This is a genomic window from Chitinispirillales bacterium ANBcel5, assembly GCA_029688955.1.
Classification (GTDB): Bacteria; Fibrobacterota; Chitinivibrionia; order Chitinivibrionales; family Chitinispirillaceae; genus Cellulosispirillum; species Cellulosispirillum alkaliphilum.
The window spans coordinates 1-18198 of the sequence record JARUKZ010000057.1 but is presented as its reverse complement, the minus strand read 5'-3'; the positions used below and the strand labels follow the sequence as shown (position 1 = coordinate 18198).

15 protein-coding genes are annotated in these 18198 nt (G+C 44.0%); 11 read left to right on the top strand and 4 right to left on the bottom strand.

Features of this window, described 5'->3' with window-relative positions:
- The first annotated feature begins 307 nt into the window (after positions 1-307).
- The 8 genes from QA601_17895 to QA601_17860 all read left to right on the top strand — a co-directional run bounded on the left by QA601_17895 (position 308) and on the right by QA601_17860 (position 12572).
- Positions 308-694: a hypothetical protein gene (locus QA601_17895; protein MDG5816975.1), complete on the top strand. Its 387-nt coding sequence runs from the start codon at positions 308-310 to the stop codon at positions 692-694.
- Positions 695-793: 99 nt separating this feature from the next.
- Positions 794-976 (top strand): hypothetical protein, encoded by a 183-nt coding sequence (locus QA601_17890; protein ID MDG5816974.1) that lies wholly within the window; start codon positions 794-796, stop codon positions 974-976.
- The gene (locus QA601_17885; GenBank protein MDG5816973.1) at positions 966-2573 is read left to right on the top strand and encodes an AAA family ATPase; all 1608 of its coding nucleotides are present in this window, start codon (positions 966-968) and stop codon (positions 2571-2573) included. The genes QA601_17890 and QA601_17885 overlap by 11 nt, the downstream gene beginning before the upstream one ends.
- Before the next feature lie 310 nt (positions 2574-2883).
- On the top strand, positions 2884-3423 hold the full coding sequence (locus tag QA601_17880) for a hypothetical protein (GenBank protein MDG5816972.1): 540 nt from the start codon (positions 2884-2886) through the stop codon (positions 3421-3423).
- 299 nt (positions 3424-3722) lie between these two features.
- Positions 3723-5780 (top strand): DUF262 domain-containing protein, encoded by a 2058-nt coding sequence (locus tag QA601_17875; protein ID MDG5816971.1) that lies wholly within the window; start codon positions 3723-3725, stop codon positions 5778-5780.
- A gap of 418 nt (positions 5781-6198) precedes the next feature.
- Complete coding sequence (locus QA601_17870) at positions 6199-10569, top strand: CheR family methyltransferase (protein ID MDG5816970.1); 4371 nt, start codon at positions 6199-6201, stop codon at positions 10567-10569.
- 15 nt (positions 10570-10584) lie between these two features.
- Positions 10585-12168 carry an ATP-binding protein gene (locus QA601_17865; GenBank protein ID MDG5816969.1) on the top strand — a complete coding sequence of 528 codons (1584 nt, stop codon included), beginning with the start codon at positions 10585-10587 and terminating at the stop codon, positions 12166-12168.
- A 20-nt stretch (positions 12169-12188) separates the two neighbouring features.
- Positions 12189-12572, top strand: coding sequence for a response regulator transcription factor (locus QA601_17860; GenBank protein ID MDG5816968.1), 384 nt, complete (start codon positions 12189-12191; stop codon positions 12570-12572).
- 25 nt (positions 12573-12597) lie between these two features.
- On the opposite strand, the gene QA601_17855 is transcribed toward QA601_17860, so the two are convergent.
- From QA601_17855 to QA601_17840, 4 genes are all read right to left on the bottom strand, one after another.
- Positions 12598-12798 carry a hypothetical protein gene (locus tag QA601_17855; GenBank protein ID MDG5816967.1) on the bottom strand — a complete coding sequence of 67 codons (201 nt, stop codon included), beginning with the start codon at positions 12796-12798 and terminating at the stop codon, positions 12598-12600.
- A 143-nt stretch (positions 12799-12941) separates the two neighbouring features.
- Positions 12942-13064, bottom strand: a complete 123-nt coding sequence (locus tag QA601_17850; protein ID MDG5816966.1) for a hypothetical protein — start codon at positions 13062-13064, stop codon at positions 12942-12944.
- The gene (locus QA601_17845; GenBank protein ID MDG5816965.1) at positions 13061-14440 is read right to left on the bottom strand and encodes a radical SAM protein; all 1380 of its coding nucleotides are present in this window, start codon (positions 14438-14440) and stop codon (positions 13061-13063) included. The genes QA601_17850 and QA601_17845 overlap by 4 nt, the downstream gene beginning before the upstream one ends.
- Positions 14441-14493: 53 nt before the next feature.
- Positions 14494-14709 (bottom strand): LapA family protein, encoded by a 216-nt coding sequence (locus QA601_17840; protein ID MDG5816964.1) that lies wholly within the window; start codon positions 14707-14709, stop codon positions 14494-14496.
- Between the two features lie 627 nt (positions 14710-15336).
- Between QA601_17840 and QA601_17835 the strand changes: the two genes are divergently transcribed.
- The 3 genes from QA601_17835 to QA601_17825 form a co-directional block, all read left to right on the top strand.
- Complete coding sequence (locus tag QA601_17835; GenBank protein MDG5816963.1) at positions 15337-15612, top strand: hypothetical protein; 276 nt, start codon at positions 15337-15339, stop codon at positions 15610-15612.
- A gap of 253 nt (positions 15613-15865) precedes the next feature.
- Entirely contained in the window at positions 15866-16099 is a 234-nt protein-coding gene (locus QA601_17830) for a hypothetical protein (protein ID MDG5816962.1), read from the top strand.
- Between the two features lie 1729 nt (positions 16100-17828).
- A partial coding sequence (locus QA601_17825) for a hypothetical protein (protein MDG5816961.1) occupies positions 17829-18198 on the top strand: 370 nt, incomplete at its 3' end.

Below are 18198 nucleotides of genomic sequence, written 5' to 3'. Positions count from 1 at the left end.
AGGGCGAAGACGCCCCAAATTGCCGAAGACGGCAACTTCTGCATGCCTGGGAACGTTGTGCGCAATTACCAGTTTACAATGTGACTTATAGCAGATTTTGCCGGAGCGTGGGCAGAGTAAGAGCGCGAGGAAAAATGCAAGATATTGGACAAAAAGGCAAATGAAAAAGGTGAAGATAACAATTGGTTTCGTGTTGCTAATACTCATATCTATACATTTATACTTAGCCCAAATTAGAACCGAAATTGATTCGATATTATTTAACCCAATGCTCAACAGTATTTATGAGAGCAGTAAAATTTATGAGATGACTGAAGAACAGTTTTTAATGTTAAAAACGGAGATTAAGACTTTTGAAAATACATATTCAGAACATACTGATTATAGCGACTCGATTTCGGGTTTACTAAATGTTTTCGAATTGTCTTTTCTGAATTTATTCAGAGCAAAGCCGACTCTGGAGAATGTTTATTCTTGTCTATATGATAATAAATGTAACCATGTAGAAAAATTCTTATTTACAATGTATTTTGCAAGACCAGAACAGAATGGTAACATCAAATACAGAATAGGTGAAAAATCAGAATTTTATTTGATTGGAGATAAGCGAATTCAAAATATTTCTATTAGCAAAAATTTGATGCAATATGATATTTTTACAAAAAAAGATAGTGAATTGGATCGCGCTGAGTAGGAATAGGAGCCCACGCGGAAAAAGACTTTCGGAGGCAAAATCTTAAAAGAACACTAAGGTAGTTAAACTGGTAACAACGCACAACGGGCGCAAGCCACAATGCCGGCTATAAAGCACCGGGTACAGCGCATTACAGCCAGCACTGCGGCTATGCGCCAACACGTTGTGCGCAATATTGCCGGTGCGGAAAAAGACCGGAGCGCCAAGGAAATAGGATCGCGGGGAATACTCATTATTGAGTGGATGTATAAGTGTAAACAGGAGATGTTTTATGAAATATGAGTTCTCTTTAAGTCTTTATTTTAAGAAATCTTCTTCAAAAAATTACCACAAAGCCATAGGTATAGCCAATAAATTTTCTGATTACTTATACAACGAAAAAGATGAATCACACTTAATAAATTTAACAATAGACGAATATACAACGAAACAGAATATATTTGAACAGCTTTACAATGTTGTTAGTACTTGGAAAGGCACGGCAATGTTGATAAACAGCACTTGTGGAAGCAAAGTTGAATTAAATCGAATCAACAAAATAATTGAGTGTTCCACGAAAAATAATGCTGATGAAAAATACTGTTATGCTGATAAAGAAACAAAAGAAGGCTGGCATTGTTATCATTTGTATAACATCAGCCGATATGCATCAGAAAATGAGTGGGGTTATGACTACAATAAATACTGGTTTGATTTCGGCAATTTCAAAACAGATTCAATTTGGGCAATAAATAAAGACCAACTATATAAATCTATCGAAAATGAAGCCTTAGAGAAATTCCTTTACATCTGTCCATATTTCGATTTTAAGAACCTTAACAAGATAATATCAAATCTGCCAGATGAAATTGATCTTGATGAAAACGATAGGTTCGAAATAAAATATACCGAGATTGATGATGGTTATACGAAGGAGCAAATAGCTACAGGTATTAAATTGAGGCATTCAAAAGAAGACATGTCAAACTTTGGAGATAGGAATGAGTCTTTGATTCATACAGATAAAGTTGTATCAGAAACCAGATTCATTCCTCAAGTAACTTTTGAGGAAATAGGTGGGTTAGGTGATACAGTACAGTTGATTAGAGAAATAATTGAACTACCAATTAAACATCCTGATGTATTCAAACATCTTGGAATAGCTCCACATACTGGAATCATTCTTTATGGTCCGCCTGGGTGTGGCAAAACTATGGTAGCAAAAGCTATAGCAAATGAGATTAAAGCGCACTTTATCGGAATAAAAGGGCCTGAATTATTAAGCAAATTTCATGGTGAATCAGAGAATAATATCAGAAAGATCTTCAATATTGCCCACGAATTACAACCAGCAATAATTTACTTTGACGAAATTGATTCCATTGCACAAAAAAGGTCTGGTGATGAAACATTAAGATCTGAATCAAGGATTGTAAACCAATTGCTCTCTATGATAGATGGTTTAGATAATTTCGGTAACATAAGAGTATTAGCTTCAACAAATAGAATCGAACTTTTAGACCCAGCAATTCTTCGCCCAGGTCGTTTCGATTATCATATTGAAATAAAAGAACCCACAATACAAGGTTGTTTTGAAATATTTAATAAAGCAGTTGCAAATATGCCATTGGCCCCAAATATTGAAACTTCCAAAATATCTAAAGCCTTGCTAGGAATGACCGGAGCTGATATCGCTTTCGTTGCAAGAGAAGGCGCATATAATTGTTTAAGAAGGAATGTTAATATGATGAAAGTTATTAAAACAGATCTTAACATTGAATCAGATAAGCTTATTATAACAGAAGATGATTTTTGGCTTGCTATTAAAAAATTAAAAACAACAAAAGATAAGCAATCAAAACACAATTCTGGATTTAAAGACATTGTATCCTATAATTGAATTACCTGGAAAATTGTAAAGATAGGAACCGCGAGGAAATAGGATTGGCGCGGAGTAGGAATAGGAGCACCGGCAATACAGACGCACAACAGGCCAAGTACTAAAATTTGCAAAGTTTGGCTAAGGTAGATTAAAATATTATAGTTGCAAATCTTCGTACATGGGCCGGAACGTTGTTGTCAATTTTTGGGTGCGGAAAAAGAGCGGAGTGCCGAGGAGATGGGATCGCGGCGGAACCGGAGCAAAGAAAGAAAAAACCAGGGCAAATTAGGCTATTAAACATAGTCTATTTATACAGAGGAGTATTAAAATGATAAACCGAGTAACCATTTTCCTTTTCCCTATTCTATTATTTCAAGTTCAATTACTTGCTTTTTCAAGAGCACCATCTCCTACATATTTTATTACATGTCCAAATATTGCTGATAGTTGTTTTTATCAAAGAAACAGTAGAAATCATAGACCTGTCCCGATTACAGAAATAAACAAAGCTGTTGAAAGTCCACATTACAAGTATAGCATTGTGCACAGTTTAGCTGGAACTACTAAAAGAGTGAAGATTGAAAAGTGGGAGAAGGATAATATAATTACCAGATCAGATACGATTAATTTACATAGAATTCGAGTTGTAGATTCATATATCGGTCCAAGGTTTAGTAACGATGACATTTTATATCAGCTTGTATGGCCTCTGGTATGGGCTGGCATTTTTGGTGCTATTGAAGGCTTAAATAGGGAGAATGAAAAATATAACTGGAAAGCTCCACTTTATGCCTTTGGAATATCGTTTGGACTGGTTTTTCCTTTTACTTTCAGATTAAATAAGCAATCAATTGAAATTGCATATTGAGATTTGAAAGAGTGAAAAACAGGAGCCGCGAGGAAATATGATCGGCACGGAAATAAGAGCACCCAAAAACAACCAACAACAGGCCCATGCCGGGCGAGTACGCCCCAAATTGCTTTACACTAAGGTAGGTAAAGTTATCGCCTTTCAACCTCGAGGACTCGGCCGCAGGCAATAACTTTACAATATTATAGTCGCAACTTCGGCATGGGCCGGACCGTTGTGTTCAATGCCCGGCTAAGAGCTTTATAGTCCTCGGCCATCCGTGGCCTCGGGGAAGAAAATAATACAGGAGATTAAATTTGAAAGCAAATGAATTAAGGATAGAAGATTTTTTATCATCAAATAAAACACAATTTATCATTCCCGTGTATCAAAGAAATTATGATTGGACAATTGGCCAATGCAAACAGCTTTTAGATGATATTTTAGAAGTGGCTACAAACAATAATATAACCGCACATTTTATTGGCAGCATTGTATATATCCATGATGACGTTTATACGGCTTCAAGGATAAAAGAGCTTACTGTAATTGATGGTCAACAGCGAATTACTACACTTACTTTGATATATCTCGTCTTATATAATTTGGCTAAACGAATAAAAAATGAATCATTGGTAAACGAAATAAGTGAAACTTATTTAATTAACAAATTCGCACCAGAAGAAGAAAAATTAAAACTAAGACCAACTGAAAATAACGACGTAGCATTAAAATATTTACTAAGATGCGATGAAGAAGAAGAGTTTAACGAATACTCTAAACTTGTTGATAATTTTAATTATTTTAAAGAAAGAATTACAGAGGAAAATTATAATTTTATTTTGCAAGGTCTTTCAAAGTTAATGTTTGTAGAAATTTCACTTGATCGAGAGAAGGACGACCCACAAAGAATATTTGAAAGTTTAAATTCAACAGGGCTTGAATTATCGCAAGCAGATTTAATACGAAATTATATTTTAATGGGGTTGAGTAGGAAAGAGCAAAATAAAGTATATCAAAATTACTGGGAAGTGATTGAGAAACATGCTAAAGATGAAACTTTGAATACAAGTAAAGTTTCTGATTTTATCAGAGACTATTTAACTTTAGAGAATCGAAAGATTCCAAACAAAGGCAAGGTTTATATTGAGTTTAAAACTAAATATCCTACGACAACAATAGATGAATTAGAAAGTATCCTTAAAAAAATCAAGAATTTAGTAAAATATTACAACAAATTAATCAACCCGTCGAATGAAGCTGATAAAGAAATAAATCTGCAGCTTGAATATATAAATCGGCTGGAGATTAATGTTGCCTATCCTTTTTTAATGAAAGTTTATTCCGATTATGATGAAGGAAAAATAGACAAAAATACTTTTATTAATATTTTAAATCTAATTCAATCCTTTACATGGAGAAGGTTCATACTTGGTTTAGCGACAAATGCACTTAATAAAATCTTCATGAGCCTTTATGATAAAGTCGAAGTCGATAATTATTTGTTTTCAATTCAAAAAGCATTGGTCCAAAGGACAGGTGCTCAAAGGTTTCCTAAAGATGCAGAAGTAATCGATGCTCTTAAGGTTAAGGATGTTTACAACATTAAATCAAAAAACAGAATTTATTTTCTGGAGAGGCTTGAGAATTATGAAAACACTGAAAAAGTTATGATTGACGGTAACCCGGACATTACTATAGAACACATCTTTCCTCAGAACCCTGACCCAAAATGGAAGATTGAGTTAGGACCTGAAGAATTCGTTTATATTAAGGAAAACTATTTAAACACTATAGGAAATCTTACTCTTTCTGGAAATAACGGAAAACTTGGAAATAAACCATTCAAAGAAAAAAGAGATCTACAAAATGTAGGATATAAAGATAGTCGCTTGTGGTTGAATAGATACATATCCAATTTAGATACTTGGAATAAAAATGAGATTGAAAAAAGACTAGATATTATTGCAGAGAAATTTTTGAAAATATGGGAATATCCACCAATTGATATTGACCAGATAGCAGATAATGAAGAGGTCAATATCTTTGAAGCAGATGATCCAACTCATAAAAAACTATCCTATGCTATTTTCTTTGATCAAAAAATTGAAGTTAATCAAGTTGCCAAGTTGTATGTTGAAGTCTTTAAGCAATTGTTTTCATTACAACCCGAAACTTTTTTTACAACCGACTTAAAAGACAAAATAAGTTTAGTTAAGGAGCCAGACAAAAAGAGGCTACGTCAAGCAGTTAAAATCAATGATACTTATTATATAGAAGCAAATATTAGTAATACAGGTAAATTCGAATTGATAAAACATGCGCTATCAATTTTGGATTTAGAGGATGAATTACAAGTTAAATATGCAGAATAGCAAAGACCCCAAAAGTACATCCGTGTACTTTTGGGAATTAAACCAGACCAGCCGGGCACTAAACATAACAGCGAGTACCCGGCTACGCTGCGCTCCGCCCAAATTGGCTCCCGTTGGTCGCCAACTTCGGGTACTCGCGACCCGTTGGTGGAAATAAACCGGAACGAATTGTTTAATAGGCGGCGGCTAAGACAAGAAGAGCCAAGACAGCCCGTTCAAAGAGATACGATGACGGCGCAAAGAAAAAATCACTCCGCAGGGCTGCCCGGTGGCCTAAATAAAAGGAATGGTAGTTGCATTCATATATATTGTGATACATTGCCTTTTGGGGTCGCGTTAAGACGCCAAACGATGTCCCGATATGCCGGACTCCACAGAATGTTTTCCGGCCATCTCAAGTATAACACAAAGGATAATCATGCCGAAAAAATCAGGATCGGAAAAAAAGTCGCCCAAAGATCACGAAACGTTTCCCATAGTCGGCATCGGCGCATCGGCTGGCGGGCTTGAGGCGCTGAAGGAGCTTTTCCGCGCCATGCCCTCCGATACCGGAATGGGCTTTGTGGTGGTCACACACCTGTATCCGGATCATGAGAGCATGCTTCCCGAACTCCTGGGCAAGGAAGCCGGCATGCCGGTGGTACAGATTACCGAAGGTATGAATGTCGAGCCCAACAATGTGTATGTGCTTGGGCCCGGGGCAACGGTTCACATCGAAGCCGGAACACTGCATCTGTCGCCATTGAAGAGCACTGAAGAGCGCCGACTGCCGATAGATATTTTCTTCCGATCGCTGGCCCATGACATGCACGAACGGGCTGTCAGCGTAGTGATGTCGGGTACGGGCTCCGACGGCACCACCGGGGTACGGGAGATCAAAGCCCAGGGCGGATTGACACTGGCACAGCAAGCTCCCTCCGCGCGCTACGGCGGTATGCCTGAGAGCGCCCAGAAGACCGGGCTGGTTGATTTCGTCGAAACCCCGGCCGACATACCCCGCAGAATCATGGATTATATCAAGGCGCCCTATGTTGTCTCACAACAGAAGGCCCGGGAAGAGGGCTTTTCACCCGAGGATGTCAACGCAATCCTGCGTTTTCTGCGCTCGCGCCGCGGTCACGATTTCTCGGCATACAAGCGCAGCACCATCGAGCGGCGTATTCAGCGCCGCATGAGTGTGCACGGGATCGAAAAGACTTCCGATTACCTTTCGTTTCTTCACGAGAACAACCAGGAAGCGCAGCTGCTTTTCTCGGAGCTGCTTATCAGCGTGACAAGCTTTTTTCGCGATCCCGAAGCATTTGCCGCACTGAAAGACAATCACCTTCCGCCACTGATGGAAAACTGGCCCGAAGGCGAGGAATTTCGCGTCTGGGTCGCGGGGTGTGCAACCGGTGAAGAAGCATACAGCATCGCAATCGTGCTCGATGAACTCCGGCGCCGCTTCAACAAATCAATCGGTATTCGCGTATTCGCTACCGATCTGGATGCCCGGGCGATCGAGCAGGGTCGCAGGGGGAGCTATCCTGCCAGTATCGCTGTCGATGTGTCCCCGGAACGGCTGCAGCGCTACTTCGTTGGAGGAGACAACCACGGCTATACCATTCGCAAAGAGATTCGCGAAATGGTGGTTTTTGCACACCATAACATGCTCAGCGACCCGCCGTTTATGCATCTGCAGATGGTGGTGTGCCGCAACGTGCTTATTTACCTGCAGAACGATCTTCAGCAACTGCTCCTGCCCCTGTTTCATCATGCCCTCGATCCCGATGGGCTGCTCTTTCTGGGATCCTCCGAAAGCGTGGGTACCGAGAACCGGCTCTTCGAGACGCTCGATACGCGATGGAGGATTTTCCGTTGCGCAAACGTGCCGACCCAGCTGCCCAAATTACCCGCAAAGATGAAAACAGCCCAGCCGCCAGAACAGGATAGACAGAGTGAGTACCCGGCCGGACACCGCCCTGCTACCGACCGGCTTGTGGAACGAATGCTTCTGGACCAGTACGCGCCGGTGAGTATCGTGTTTGACCACGAAGGAACGATAAGCTATATCCACGGCCGGACCGGCGCGTACCTGGAGCCCGGGCAGCGCCAGCCGCGCATGAATGTATTCGACATGGCACGGGAGGGACTGCAAATGCCGCTGAGAACAGCGGTGCACCAGGCGCTCCAGCGCAAGGAGCGCATTGTCAAGCAGGGCATCCGGATCAAGACCAATGGTGATTTTGAGACCATCGATCTGGCAGTCAACCGCATTGTGATCCCTGAAGCACTGCGGGGAATGCTGCTTGCCACTATCACCCCAGCGGCCCGGCTTGCGTCACCGCAGCCTGTAGAACCTGTAGAACCTGTAGAACCGCAACGCGCCGAGACCGTTCGAAGTGATAACCGCAACGATCTGGAGCGGGAGCTGATGTATTGCAGGGAGGCCAACCAGAACCTGCGCGAAGAGATGCAGTCCAGTCAGGAGGAGATGCAGAGCACCAATGAAGAGCTGCAGTCGATCAACGAAGAGCTCCAGAGCTCAAAGGAGGAGATGGAGTCGCTCAACGAGGAACTATCTACAGTCAATAACGAGCTTAATATAAGAAATCAGGAGCTTATGCGGGCGCGCGACGATCTTCAGAACCTGCTTAACAGCACCGAGCTGGCGGTGATTTTTCTCGACCGGCAGTTGCACGTGAAGCGCTACACCCCCAGGGCACGTTCGTTTGTCGGCCTTCGCGACACCGATATCGACCGGCCGATCAGCGAACTGCAGCTCAAGATTGAGCGAAACGGTCTGCTCGACGACTGCCGTCACGTGCTCGATACCTTGGAAAAACGGGAGAATGAAGTTGCGACGCCCGACGGCAGGCAGCATCTCATACGTATCCTGCCATATCGCAGCGCCGAAAGCGTGATCGACGGCGTGGTGGTGACCTTCATTGATATCACCGAACTCAAACAGGCACTGGAGGCGCTTCGTCAGAGTGAAGAGCGTTACCGCGCGCTGGTCACCGCCTCATCAGGTGTCATCTTTCGCATGAGCGCCGACTGGAAAGAGATGCGCGAGCTTCACGGGGCCGGTATCCTGGCCGATACGGGAGGGCCGGACCCGCACTGGATGCGCAAGTACATCCTGCCCGAAGACCAGCCGCATGTCTGGTCGGCTATAAACGAAGCCATCGTTGCCAAAACCATGTACCAGCTCGAGCACCGGATACTGCGGGCTGACGGCACGGTGGGATGGAACCTGTCGCGGGCGGTTCCGCTGCTTGATGAGAAGGGCGACATCTACGAATGGTTCGGTGCGGCCAGTGATGTAACCGAGCGTGTAGAAGCATACCAATATGCCGAAAGCATTGTTGATACTGTTCACGAGGCGCTTATTGTACTGGATGAGAATTTGAAGGTTGTTTCGGCGAACAAGACTTTTTTCCGCCAATTCGAGGTAACGCCGAAGGAAACACAAGGGCGGTTTATCTACGATCTTGGCAATCATCAATGGGACATTCCACGGCTGCGTACGCTTCTGGAAGAGACCATCGCTCAAGAGAACATAATCCAGGACTTTGAGGTGCAGCATACATTCGAGGATATCGGCGAGAAGATCATGGTGCTCAATGCACGTCGCCTCGCATTTGGGCATGGAGCTGAAAAATCTCATGTCCTCCTGGCCATAGAAGACCAGACGGAAAAGAGGATGGTGCTGCGACAATTAGACAAGTCGGAAACCAGGTATCGCAGACTTGTGGAGGAGATATACAGCTTTATTATCGGCATCGATGCCGGCGGGCGCATATCATTCTTCAACGCGTTCAGCGAGAAGGTATTCGGTTATTCGCGCGACGAAGTAATCGGGAAGCCGTTTGTTGGCACGATTGTGCCGATTGTGGATTCTTACGGCACCGACAGTTCGGAAATTATTGGGCAAATCATCGCCGATCCGCAAAGGTTCCGAGAAGTGCAGAGCGAAGGCTTATGCAAGGACGGCAGGAGGATCTTTTTCGTCTGGAGTGCAATTACTGTTCCCGGGGAGAGTGAGCAGGGTACCGAGATTCTTATCGACGGCAACGATATTACGATCGCAAAGAAGGCCCAGGAGGAGCTGAAACGGCGCTCCGAGGAACTCGCTGTTGCCAACCGGGATCTGGAATCATTTTCCTATTCCGTGTCCCACGACTTGCGCAGCCCTTTGCGCACGGTCAGTGGTTTTGTCGGATTGCTGCTTGAGGACTATGCTGAGTGCTTTGATGAGCAGGGCCGGGAATTTATGCATCGTATTGATGCCGGCACCAGGAAGATGCAGCGAATTATTGATGACCTGCTCACATTGTCCCGTATTGTCCGGCAGGAACTAACCCGCGAGGAGATCGATCTGAGCGCCATTATCCGCGATCACCTGGAAGAGCTTCGCGCGGCTGACCCGGAGTTGAACGTGGAGGCCATGGTACCAAACGACATACGCGCCCAAGCCGATCCGCGACTGATGCACCTGGCGCTGGAAAACCTGCTGCGCAATGCCTGGAAATTTGCTTCCAAAAAGGAAACTGCGCGCATCGAATTCGGAACGTTTGAACAGGAGGGGCGAACCGTTTATTTCGTTCGCGACAACGGGGTAGGATTCAAGCAGCAGTTTGCCGAAGAGATATTTGCCCCGTTCAGGCGTGTCCACGCCGAAAAAGATTACGGCGGGACCGGTGTCGGATTGTCGATTGTGCAGCGGGTTATCAGCCGCCATGGCGGCACGGTATGGGCAGAAGGCGAAGTTGGCAAGGGAGCGACGTTCTACTTTACGCTTGGGTGAAGATAGAGGGAGGGGATGAATGGCGATGAGCGATGGGCGAAGTCAGAAGTAAGGAAAGGCAAGAATAAGTTCGTAGTTCGATCATCGGACATCGTAGATCGGATAAAAGTTTGGGATCCGGAATTGATGAAGAAAAAGAAAAACACCAACACGACTGGGAAAACTCCCGAAAAATCTTCGCAGCCACCCCGTGGATCATTGTCCCATGCCGAGCTGCGGGCGATGAGCAGGCGCGAGCTGGAGGATCGTCTGCTGTCCTGTCAGCAGACTGGCAGCGGTGAGGAAAACCAAGGTGGGTCCGCAGGTTATGACAAGCTCACTCTTCGCCGCAAAGCTGAAGAGCGACTGGGGCATACCCCGCACGATGTGTCAAAGATGACAGCCCCGGAAATACAGGAACTGGTTCAGGAGCTGCAGATTCATCAGATGGAACTGGAGATAATGGTCGAGGAGCTCAGGGGTAGCCAGACCGAGCTTGCCCGGGCGCATGGGCAGTACCGCGATTTATACGAGGATGCGCCTGTGGGGTACCTGACCCTTGACGCCGATGAAACGATCGTACGGGTCAATGCGACCGCCAGTGCAATGCTGCAGCGCTCAGTTGAGCAGATTCAGGGAAAGCGCCTCTCGTCACTTGCCGCTGCCGAAGACCGGGACAGCTGCTATCTGTATATCCGCAAAGTTATTCAGGGGCAGGTGACGTCTCAAACAGCGGATATCCGTTTCACCCGCCTTATCGACAGACAGACTATCCATGTGCGGCTGGACACTATACGCGCACCCGATGCAGGCGGCACGGCAGGGAGTGAATGGCGGGTCGGCATGATGGATATCACTGACGCAAAACAAGCAGAACTTGCACTCAAAGAAAGCGAACATCGCCTCAGAATCCTCAACGAAAATCTCGAATCGCTGGTCGTGCAACGGACCGAGCAGGTTCGGGCGTTTTCGAAGGTACTGACACTCGCCGAACAGCGGGAGCGGAAACAATTCTCCCGGGTTCTGCACGAGGATATCCTGCAGAAACTCACCGGTTCACGAATGCTGTTCAAACAGCACCTCAGAGATCATTGGGGAACCGGGGCTGCAGAAAAATGGGACGATGTGACGGAAGGCATAGCGGTGCTCGAAAAGGCGCTGAGTACGGCAAAGGCATTGTCGATAGAACTGAATCCGCCAGTGCTTGACTCCGAAGGGCTCGATTCGGCGCTACAGTGGCTTGTAGCGCATGTGTATACCGCCTACGGTTTAGCTGTCGAGCTACGTATGCATGACCCTGTTGACAACATCCGGCATCAAACGCAGATCATGCTCACACAGATGGTTCGAGAGGTGTTGAACAATGTCAGGCAGCATGCGGGGGTATCGCAAGCTTTGGCTGAAGTGCGTTGCGAGGACAAGCACATAGAAATTTCAATCAACGATAAAGGACAGGGTTTCGATCCGCAGAAAGCACTTGCGAAAGAAACAGAAGGGACTAACCTGGGACTTGTGAGTATCAGGGAGCGGCTGCGGCTGTTTGGCGGCGATTTAGCAATACAGAGCACGCTGGGACAGGGTACCCGCGTAACACTGACCTTACCCCATCAGAACTGTTAACGATTACTTAAAAAGGTTCTATGAAAGTATACATTGTTGAAGACGACAATTCGATGCGCTTTATTCTAAAGCGATTATTGAGAAAAAATTTCAGTTCGATCACCGCCATAGGTGAGAGTGAGGACGCGGAACAAGCGCTCAGGGAAATACCGTCGTTTGCCCCGGATATCGTTCTGGTGGATATATCCCTTCCCGGCATCGACGGCATCGAGATGATAAGAAGGCTTAAGCCGCAACACCCGAATCTTTGCATGCTCGTTGTGACCTGCCATGATATAGACCTGTACAGGCAAACCGCATTGAATGCCGGAGTCTGTGGAATAGTTTCCAAAATGGATGATGACGAGCTGTTGCGTGCCGTAGGAGGCCTTTTTGACAGATGCAAGAAAGGTGACTGCAATTAGGAGCGTTATAGTATCTGGACCGTAATCACGGACGCATTGCTTGATTTCCCTTTGGATTTCGATCTACAGCTATATCATCCGGAAGAGTTACCATGGGAACCAGCACAGAGACATCGAATTCCCGGGACAGCTCCAATATGGCTTTCAAATGAATTGTGAGCAATTCGGGATACTCACGAAGTAAACGGATACCTCTGCGACCGAGTGTGGGATTGGTTTCTGCCATGAATTACCCAGCAAAGTCCGGTGTACATGGATTTTCCCTTCTGCCAGACCCGGCGAGATTGGATTTCCTCGAAGTATCAGTGGTTTTCCAGACATAAATTTATCCTGTATAAAGGAAGTATCGTTCTTCTTCTAAGATGCATCTCATTCTGAGCACGCAAAACCCATTACAGCCTGCCCTTCAAAGCGGTAGTGATTTCTGAATCGCGGATGATGAGTGCCAACACAATTTCTGATTTTAAGGGATCGTTTTTGCCTGGTGTTCATTGAAGATCCCTGTCTCGTATTAAATCCAAATCTGCATATGCCACACGGTCGAGACGCAAAGAGTTCGTTCGAAGAACCAGATTACTTATCAATACTACCGATGCTTTTCCCCGGTGCAGGAAGCTGCGGATCACCCGGCGTAGAATACCGGCATAAGAATAGAAATCACGGTAGCAGCTTTCTCTTTCAGCTACAATCTCCTTCCATGACATCTTTTTATATCTGGCAACCGGCAAGGTGAGTGTAAAATATTTCCAGTCACATGGGAAATTCCCGGTTAGTATACGGCCCTCTGCTTCCATGGTTTTCCACAGTTGCGTGCCTGGAAGCGGTGTGAGAATCATCAAATTCAGAATATCCAGCGCGTAAGCACGGGCTGTTTGAGCGATTTGTTTGCCACTGCCTTTATCATCGACATCAAGCCCGAGAATAAATGACCCCAGCACGCTGATACCGTGATTTTGAATACGCCGTACAGAATCCCTCATAACCCGGTTGTGCCGTATGTTGAATTTCTTGCTGATTTCCGATAGCCCTTGCGCAGAAACCGATTCGAAACCGATAAAAACGCCGATACATCCTGCTTTTCTTGCCAGAGTAATCAGCTCCTGGTCGTCTGCCATATTGATGGTGACCTGCGCGATCCACTTTTTGCGCAGTTTCGCCGCAATCATCTCCCGTAAAAGGTTCTTTGTGTCTTCCAAGTGGTCTTTGCGCGTTCCGATTAGATTGTCATCTACAATCAGGACGTATTTTTCCCGGATCATCCGAAATTCCTGAATAACGTTTTCAACCGGCCGGCGCCTGAATTTCCCGCCATTAAAAGTAGTAACACTGCAGAAACTGCATGCGAGAGGGCAACCGCGTGATGTCTGGATTGAACCGATGCGGTATCCTTTTGACAATAAATCATGTCGCGCAGCAGGCACTCCGGCAAGGTCAAGCTTTGCGCCTTCATAAAGCCTTTTCAGTGTGCCGTTGCGACAATCCTTCAGAACCTCTGCCCAGACACTCTCGGCCTCACCTTTAACCACTGCATCAACGCGCTCCAAAGCTTCGCTGGTGCACATGCTGGCATGAATACCACCCATGACCACTGGTATTCTGCGGTCGCGGAACCCGCCGGCGATCTCATATGCACGGGGCGCCTGCGAGGTAAAAGCGGTAATGCCGACGAGATCAGGCGAGGGCAACTTTTCATAGTCCGGAACAACCAGATTCTCATCGATCACCGTAATTTCCCAATCGTCTGGAGTGAGGCCGGCCAGCACCAGTAGTCCCAGGGGCTTCCACATGACATATTTGTTCCAGCGATTTTCACGGGTTTTGACAGTGCTCACCAATGGATTGCAAGGATTAATCAGTACTAAACGCATAAAAATATCCAGGTTTTTTGTAAGTATGAAGGCTCTTGTATATTATTGCCCTGTTACTGTTTGCTTTCCGTTGCTCTGCTTTCTATGGCTAAAGCAACGAGAATTCCGCAAATAAAACCACCGGTCGCGGCAAACACCAAAAGAACTATCACAGGAACATCTGCCGTAAACCAGAAAAAACGGGCACGGACCTGAGCGGTGTTCTGCACGATAAATAGCAAAAGCAAAAGGCTTATAATCCAAAGGATAACGATTTTGGTTTTTTTCATCTCAGCCGGAGCTCCTCTCTGGTAAATTCCTTTCGCAAGAATCTTTTTTACCATATTAAAGCAGGGATCTGTAAAAATTAGTCAACACCTGCTCCTTTTCTGAAGATCACCCCTTTTATCATTAGCGAAAATCGGGCCAAGATGTGAAAACAGCAATGATACAACAGGCAAGCTGTTTGGCATTTTAATTACCTTGAAGAAACAAACCATGCAGCGAACTAAGCAGGTTCAGACGCTATCGTCTGACATTCGCCGAAGGGCTGCGTGTGGTCGAAGAGTTCCTTGGCCGTTCTGGATTGAAGTTTGTGCTTAGCGACCCGCTGGATTGGGGGCACATACAGAAATTTGAAGTCTTGACGTGAGATATGAATTTGTAGAAAACGCATTATTGTAAGGGAGCGCCGCCAATAGAAAAGGAGAACTGGCTGAAAGACATTACACTATGGTAGTGTTCCGGCTTACATCCACAAACAGCAAAAAGCCAAAATGCCTGCCGCGGGCGCAACACAGGCACTTCGGCTGTTTTGCGGAACGTTGTGCGCAATAAAACTGGCACGGAAATAAGAGCCGCCACGGAATCGGAACAGGAATACAGAATTGACTGAATGATTTTAAGGACCAAAAGATATGAATACACGAAAAAAATACCAAGCATTCAAGACATTTCTAGAAAGTTCTAAAACGATATTCGAATCGTTTAATAATAAAACTTCAGAAACAAAACGATATGATGAACTTTATATCTTAAATGTAGTTCCTAAAGGCAGGAATGGAGGAACTGACAATAGAGTTTTTGAGGTTTTTTGGGGTTGCCACCCTTTCGATAACAAAATATTGTTTAGTCTAGATGGTGTTCAAAATAAAACATTAACAAAATATGGAGTTACACTTCGTTATTGCTAGATTGACAATGATAACGTTATGGTCTCCTTATTTCCTGCACTTACGGAAGGGGTTAAGGCCAATTGAGGATAGAATAGAAATTGATTATATAAAAAACCCCAAAAAGCTACTTAATAAATCTTATTTAAAAAGGCATTGAAAATTACACGTTTACTATATGCGTATAACTGCAATCGAAGGTGATTCGAACCTATTTTCCAAAATATACACCTTTTACCTAAGAAACTTTAAATATATAAGCGAAAAGAATTCAATGAAGAGACCAAAAGCTTATAGTCAAGCTTGGAACTTGTTTAAATTTACAGCAACTGTCGGATTGAGTGGTTTTATTTTTTATACGTTTGACTATATAAAAAACACAGAAAGAATAAATGAAGTTGTTTTTGAACTAAAAGCAATAAATAATAATCTTTTAGAGATAGAAAAAGGATCAAAAGAATATATGTCTTCTATTAGCCGTTCAGAAGAAATATTGGAAAAAATATAACGCATTGACTCCTTAACAAGAAGCGTTAAATTTGAACTTGATAAAGCGATTAGAACAGAAAAGAAATAAGAGTGGCGGCAGAAATTGAAGTGCCAGTTTTACAGCAGCACAACATCTAGTGTTTTTTCTGCATTCAAGATGCAGAAAAAACCTGTTGAACGAAGAGCTCAGGCCAGGCACTCTCTGTTATATTATTTATAGGAAAAAGTATTCAGAGCTTCTTCTGGGATTCCGGGGGGTTCAGTCGTGAGACAAGCAACTTTATCTTAAACAATAGACTGCATACGCCGATTTCCATCAACACATCTCTCCCATAAAGTAATAAAATACTCAATTTTGGTATAGCACACCTACAGGCATTCATAGATGCACATTTATATCAGCATCATTACATACTAACTATCGCACATTTCACTCCTATGTTACCATTACAGACCTCCTGCCCGGAGGCAATATAAAGACCAGTTGTAATAACCCGGCATTACATTTTGAACATATCAGTGGATGTTTTTCCGTTCTCTCCAGTATCTGCTCCCACCAACAGGTGAGTGTTTCTTTTGCAGCCAGCGCATACTCACCCAGTTGTTTCCTGCACAGAGTGTCGTTACCTTGCGTTTAGTGGTGTCCAGTTTGGAGTGTCCCAGCAGACGCAACATGTGACAGGTTAGTAAGCACTGCATACAAATTCAACATAAAAGGATACCAGTCTATGCGTGGAAAGACTGTAAAATCTCAAGAAATTTGACCGGGTAACACCACAAAAAAACTATTTTGAAAAAAATGGAAACGGAGAGAGGAACGGACCGGTCAAATAACTTGAGACTGATTGGTCAAATTACTGAGATCGGACAATAAGCGCATCGATTGAGAATGCTCACTGTTCTTCCTAACGCTCGGATAGCTTTTTTACCTTAAACAAAAACTCCACTATGGTGTTTCGGGTCTGAGTGAGAATTCCCCTGAGCTACTGTGGAACTATTTAGAAGAATGCCCCCGATCTAGTAAATGGCGATCTGCCTGTGATGAAAAAGGGGGTGGGCAGGGATCTTCACGGTTGTGCATTACTATATATAAGAATATTGCTGCGACCTTTTAAGAGTATTGTACTGTTTTGTTTACGAAAACCGGCTTAAGGACACGCATTTGCCGATTGATGAATCTTAAGAGATGTTACCCGGCAAGAATCCAATGGCTGCAAAATCATGTAAGCTGTTGCAATGCTTTATTCTTTTATTTAACTTATATAGAGAACCTGTCATTTTCACATTTTCAGTTTACGACCCCTTATGCTCCTTTCACACCTTCATATCCCACAATTCAGCGCTTTAGATAAAGCTATTCTCGTTTTGGTGACCTTGAGAGTTGGCTTTTTGGGTTATTTGTGGTTGATAGTAAGTGGAGAAGTGTGTGAGAAAGAGTCTTGGCTGGCGATAAAAAACCGGTGAGGGAGAGCAAGGGATAAACTGAAACCAAAGTTAGTGCGAAATTGGGAATGGGGAGGCCCTATTCAGGGTGATAGAAAATGTTTTAGAGAGTAAAACTAGAGGGTTGGGGTATATGAGTGGAAACTGGGACAAGATAGATATAGCAGAATTATGGTTTGATACGCAGAAATAATAGTCAATTAGATGAGCCGCGGAATTGGAGCCCCCGCCCGGACTCAGAAAAACCAAAGAAAAATCACGCTTTGAATATATATGCTTTCTTTTATTCGAAAGGAATTGTAAGCATGAAAAAATTTTTGCTAGGGTTACTTATCTCTCCAGTAGTTACGGTTGTTATCATTTTATGTTTTGTATACCTCGGTCCCGTAATTGGGTTTTCAACAATAGTATCAACAGTAGTAGGATATTACATTTATTCTAACTATAGAAAAGTTGATGGGATGTTTTGCTTGGACTGCGGTATCAAAGGCCCTGTAAAACAAAAACCCAGGGGTTCAGGACTAATCGAATTGATTCTTTGGCTTTTTATTTTAGTACCTGGGATAATATATACAGTTTGGAGAGGGCAGAAGAAGGAATACAAATGCCCATCTTGCGGCGGGAATAATATTGTAAGTGAAACGAGTATAAGTGCAAAAGAATATTTAGAAAAAA

Bases quoted from the DNA above. Each gene is read 5' to 3' on its own strand.
- QA601_17860 (MDG5816968.1), top strand. From the start codon at position 12,189: ATGAAAGTATACATTGTTGAAGACGACAATTCGATGCGCTTTATTCTA.
- QA601_17840 (MDG5816964.1), bottom strand. From the start codon at position 14,709: ATGAAAAAAACCAAAATCGTTATCCTTTGGATTATAAGCCTTTTGCTT.
- QA601_17880 (MDG5816972.1), top strand. From the start codon at position 2,884: ATGATAAACCGAGTAACCATTTTCCTTTTCCCTATTCTATTATTTCAA.
- QA601_17885 (MDG5816973.1), top strand. From the start codon at position 966: ATGAAATATGAGTTCTCTTTAAGTCTTTATTTTAAGAAATCTTCTTCA.
- QA601_17890 (MDG5816974.1), top strand. From the start codon at position 794: ATGCCGGCTATAAAGCACCGGGTACAGCGCATTACAGCCAGCACTGCG.
- QA601_17865 (MDG5816969.1), top strand. From the start codon at position 10,585: ATGAATGGCGATGAGCGATGGGCGAAGTCAGAAGTAAGGAAAGGCAAG.
- QA601_17895 (MDG5816975.1), top strand. From the start codon at position 308: ATGACTGAAGAACAGTTTTTAATGTTAAAAACGGAGATTAAGACTTTT.
- QA601_17850 (MDG5816966.1), bottom strand. From the start codon at position 13,064: ATGAACACCAGGCAAAAACGATCCCTTAAAATCAGAAATTGTGTTGGC.
- QA601_17835 (MDG5816963.1), top strand. From the start codon at position 15,337: ATGAATACACGAAAAAAATACCAAGCATTCAAGACATTTCTAGAAAGT.
- QA601_17830 (MDG5816962.1), top strand. From the start codon at position 15,866: ATGAAGAGACCAAAAGCTTATAGTCAAGCTTGGAACTTGTTTAAATTT.
- QA601_17845 (MDG5816965.1), bottom strand. From the start codon at position 14,440: ATGCGTTTAGTACTGATTAATCCTTGCAATCCATTGGTGAGCACTGTC.
- QA601_17855 (MDG5816967.1), bottom strand. From the start codon at position 12,798: ATGGCAGAAACCAATCCCACACTCGGTCGCAGAGGTATCCGTTTACTT.
- QA601_17870 (MDG5816970.1), top strand. From the start codon at position 6,199: ATGCCGAAAAAATCAGGATCGGAAAAAAAGTCGCCCAAAGATCACGAA.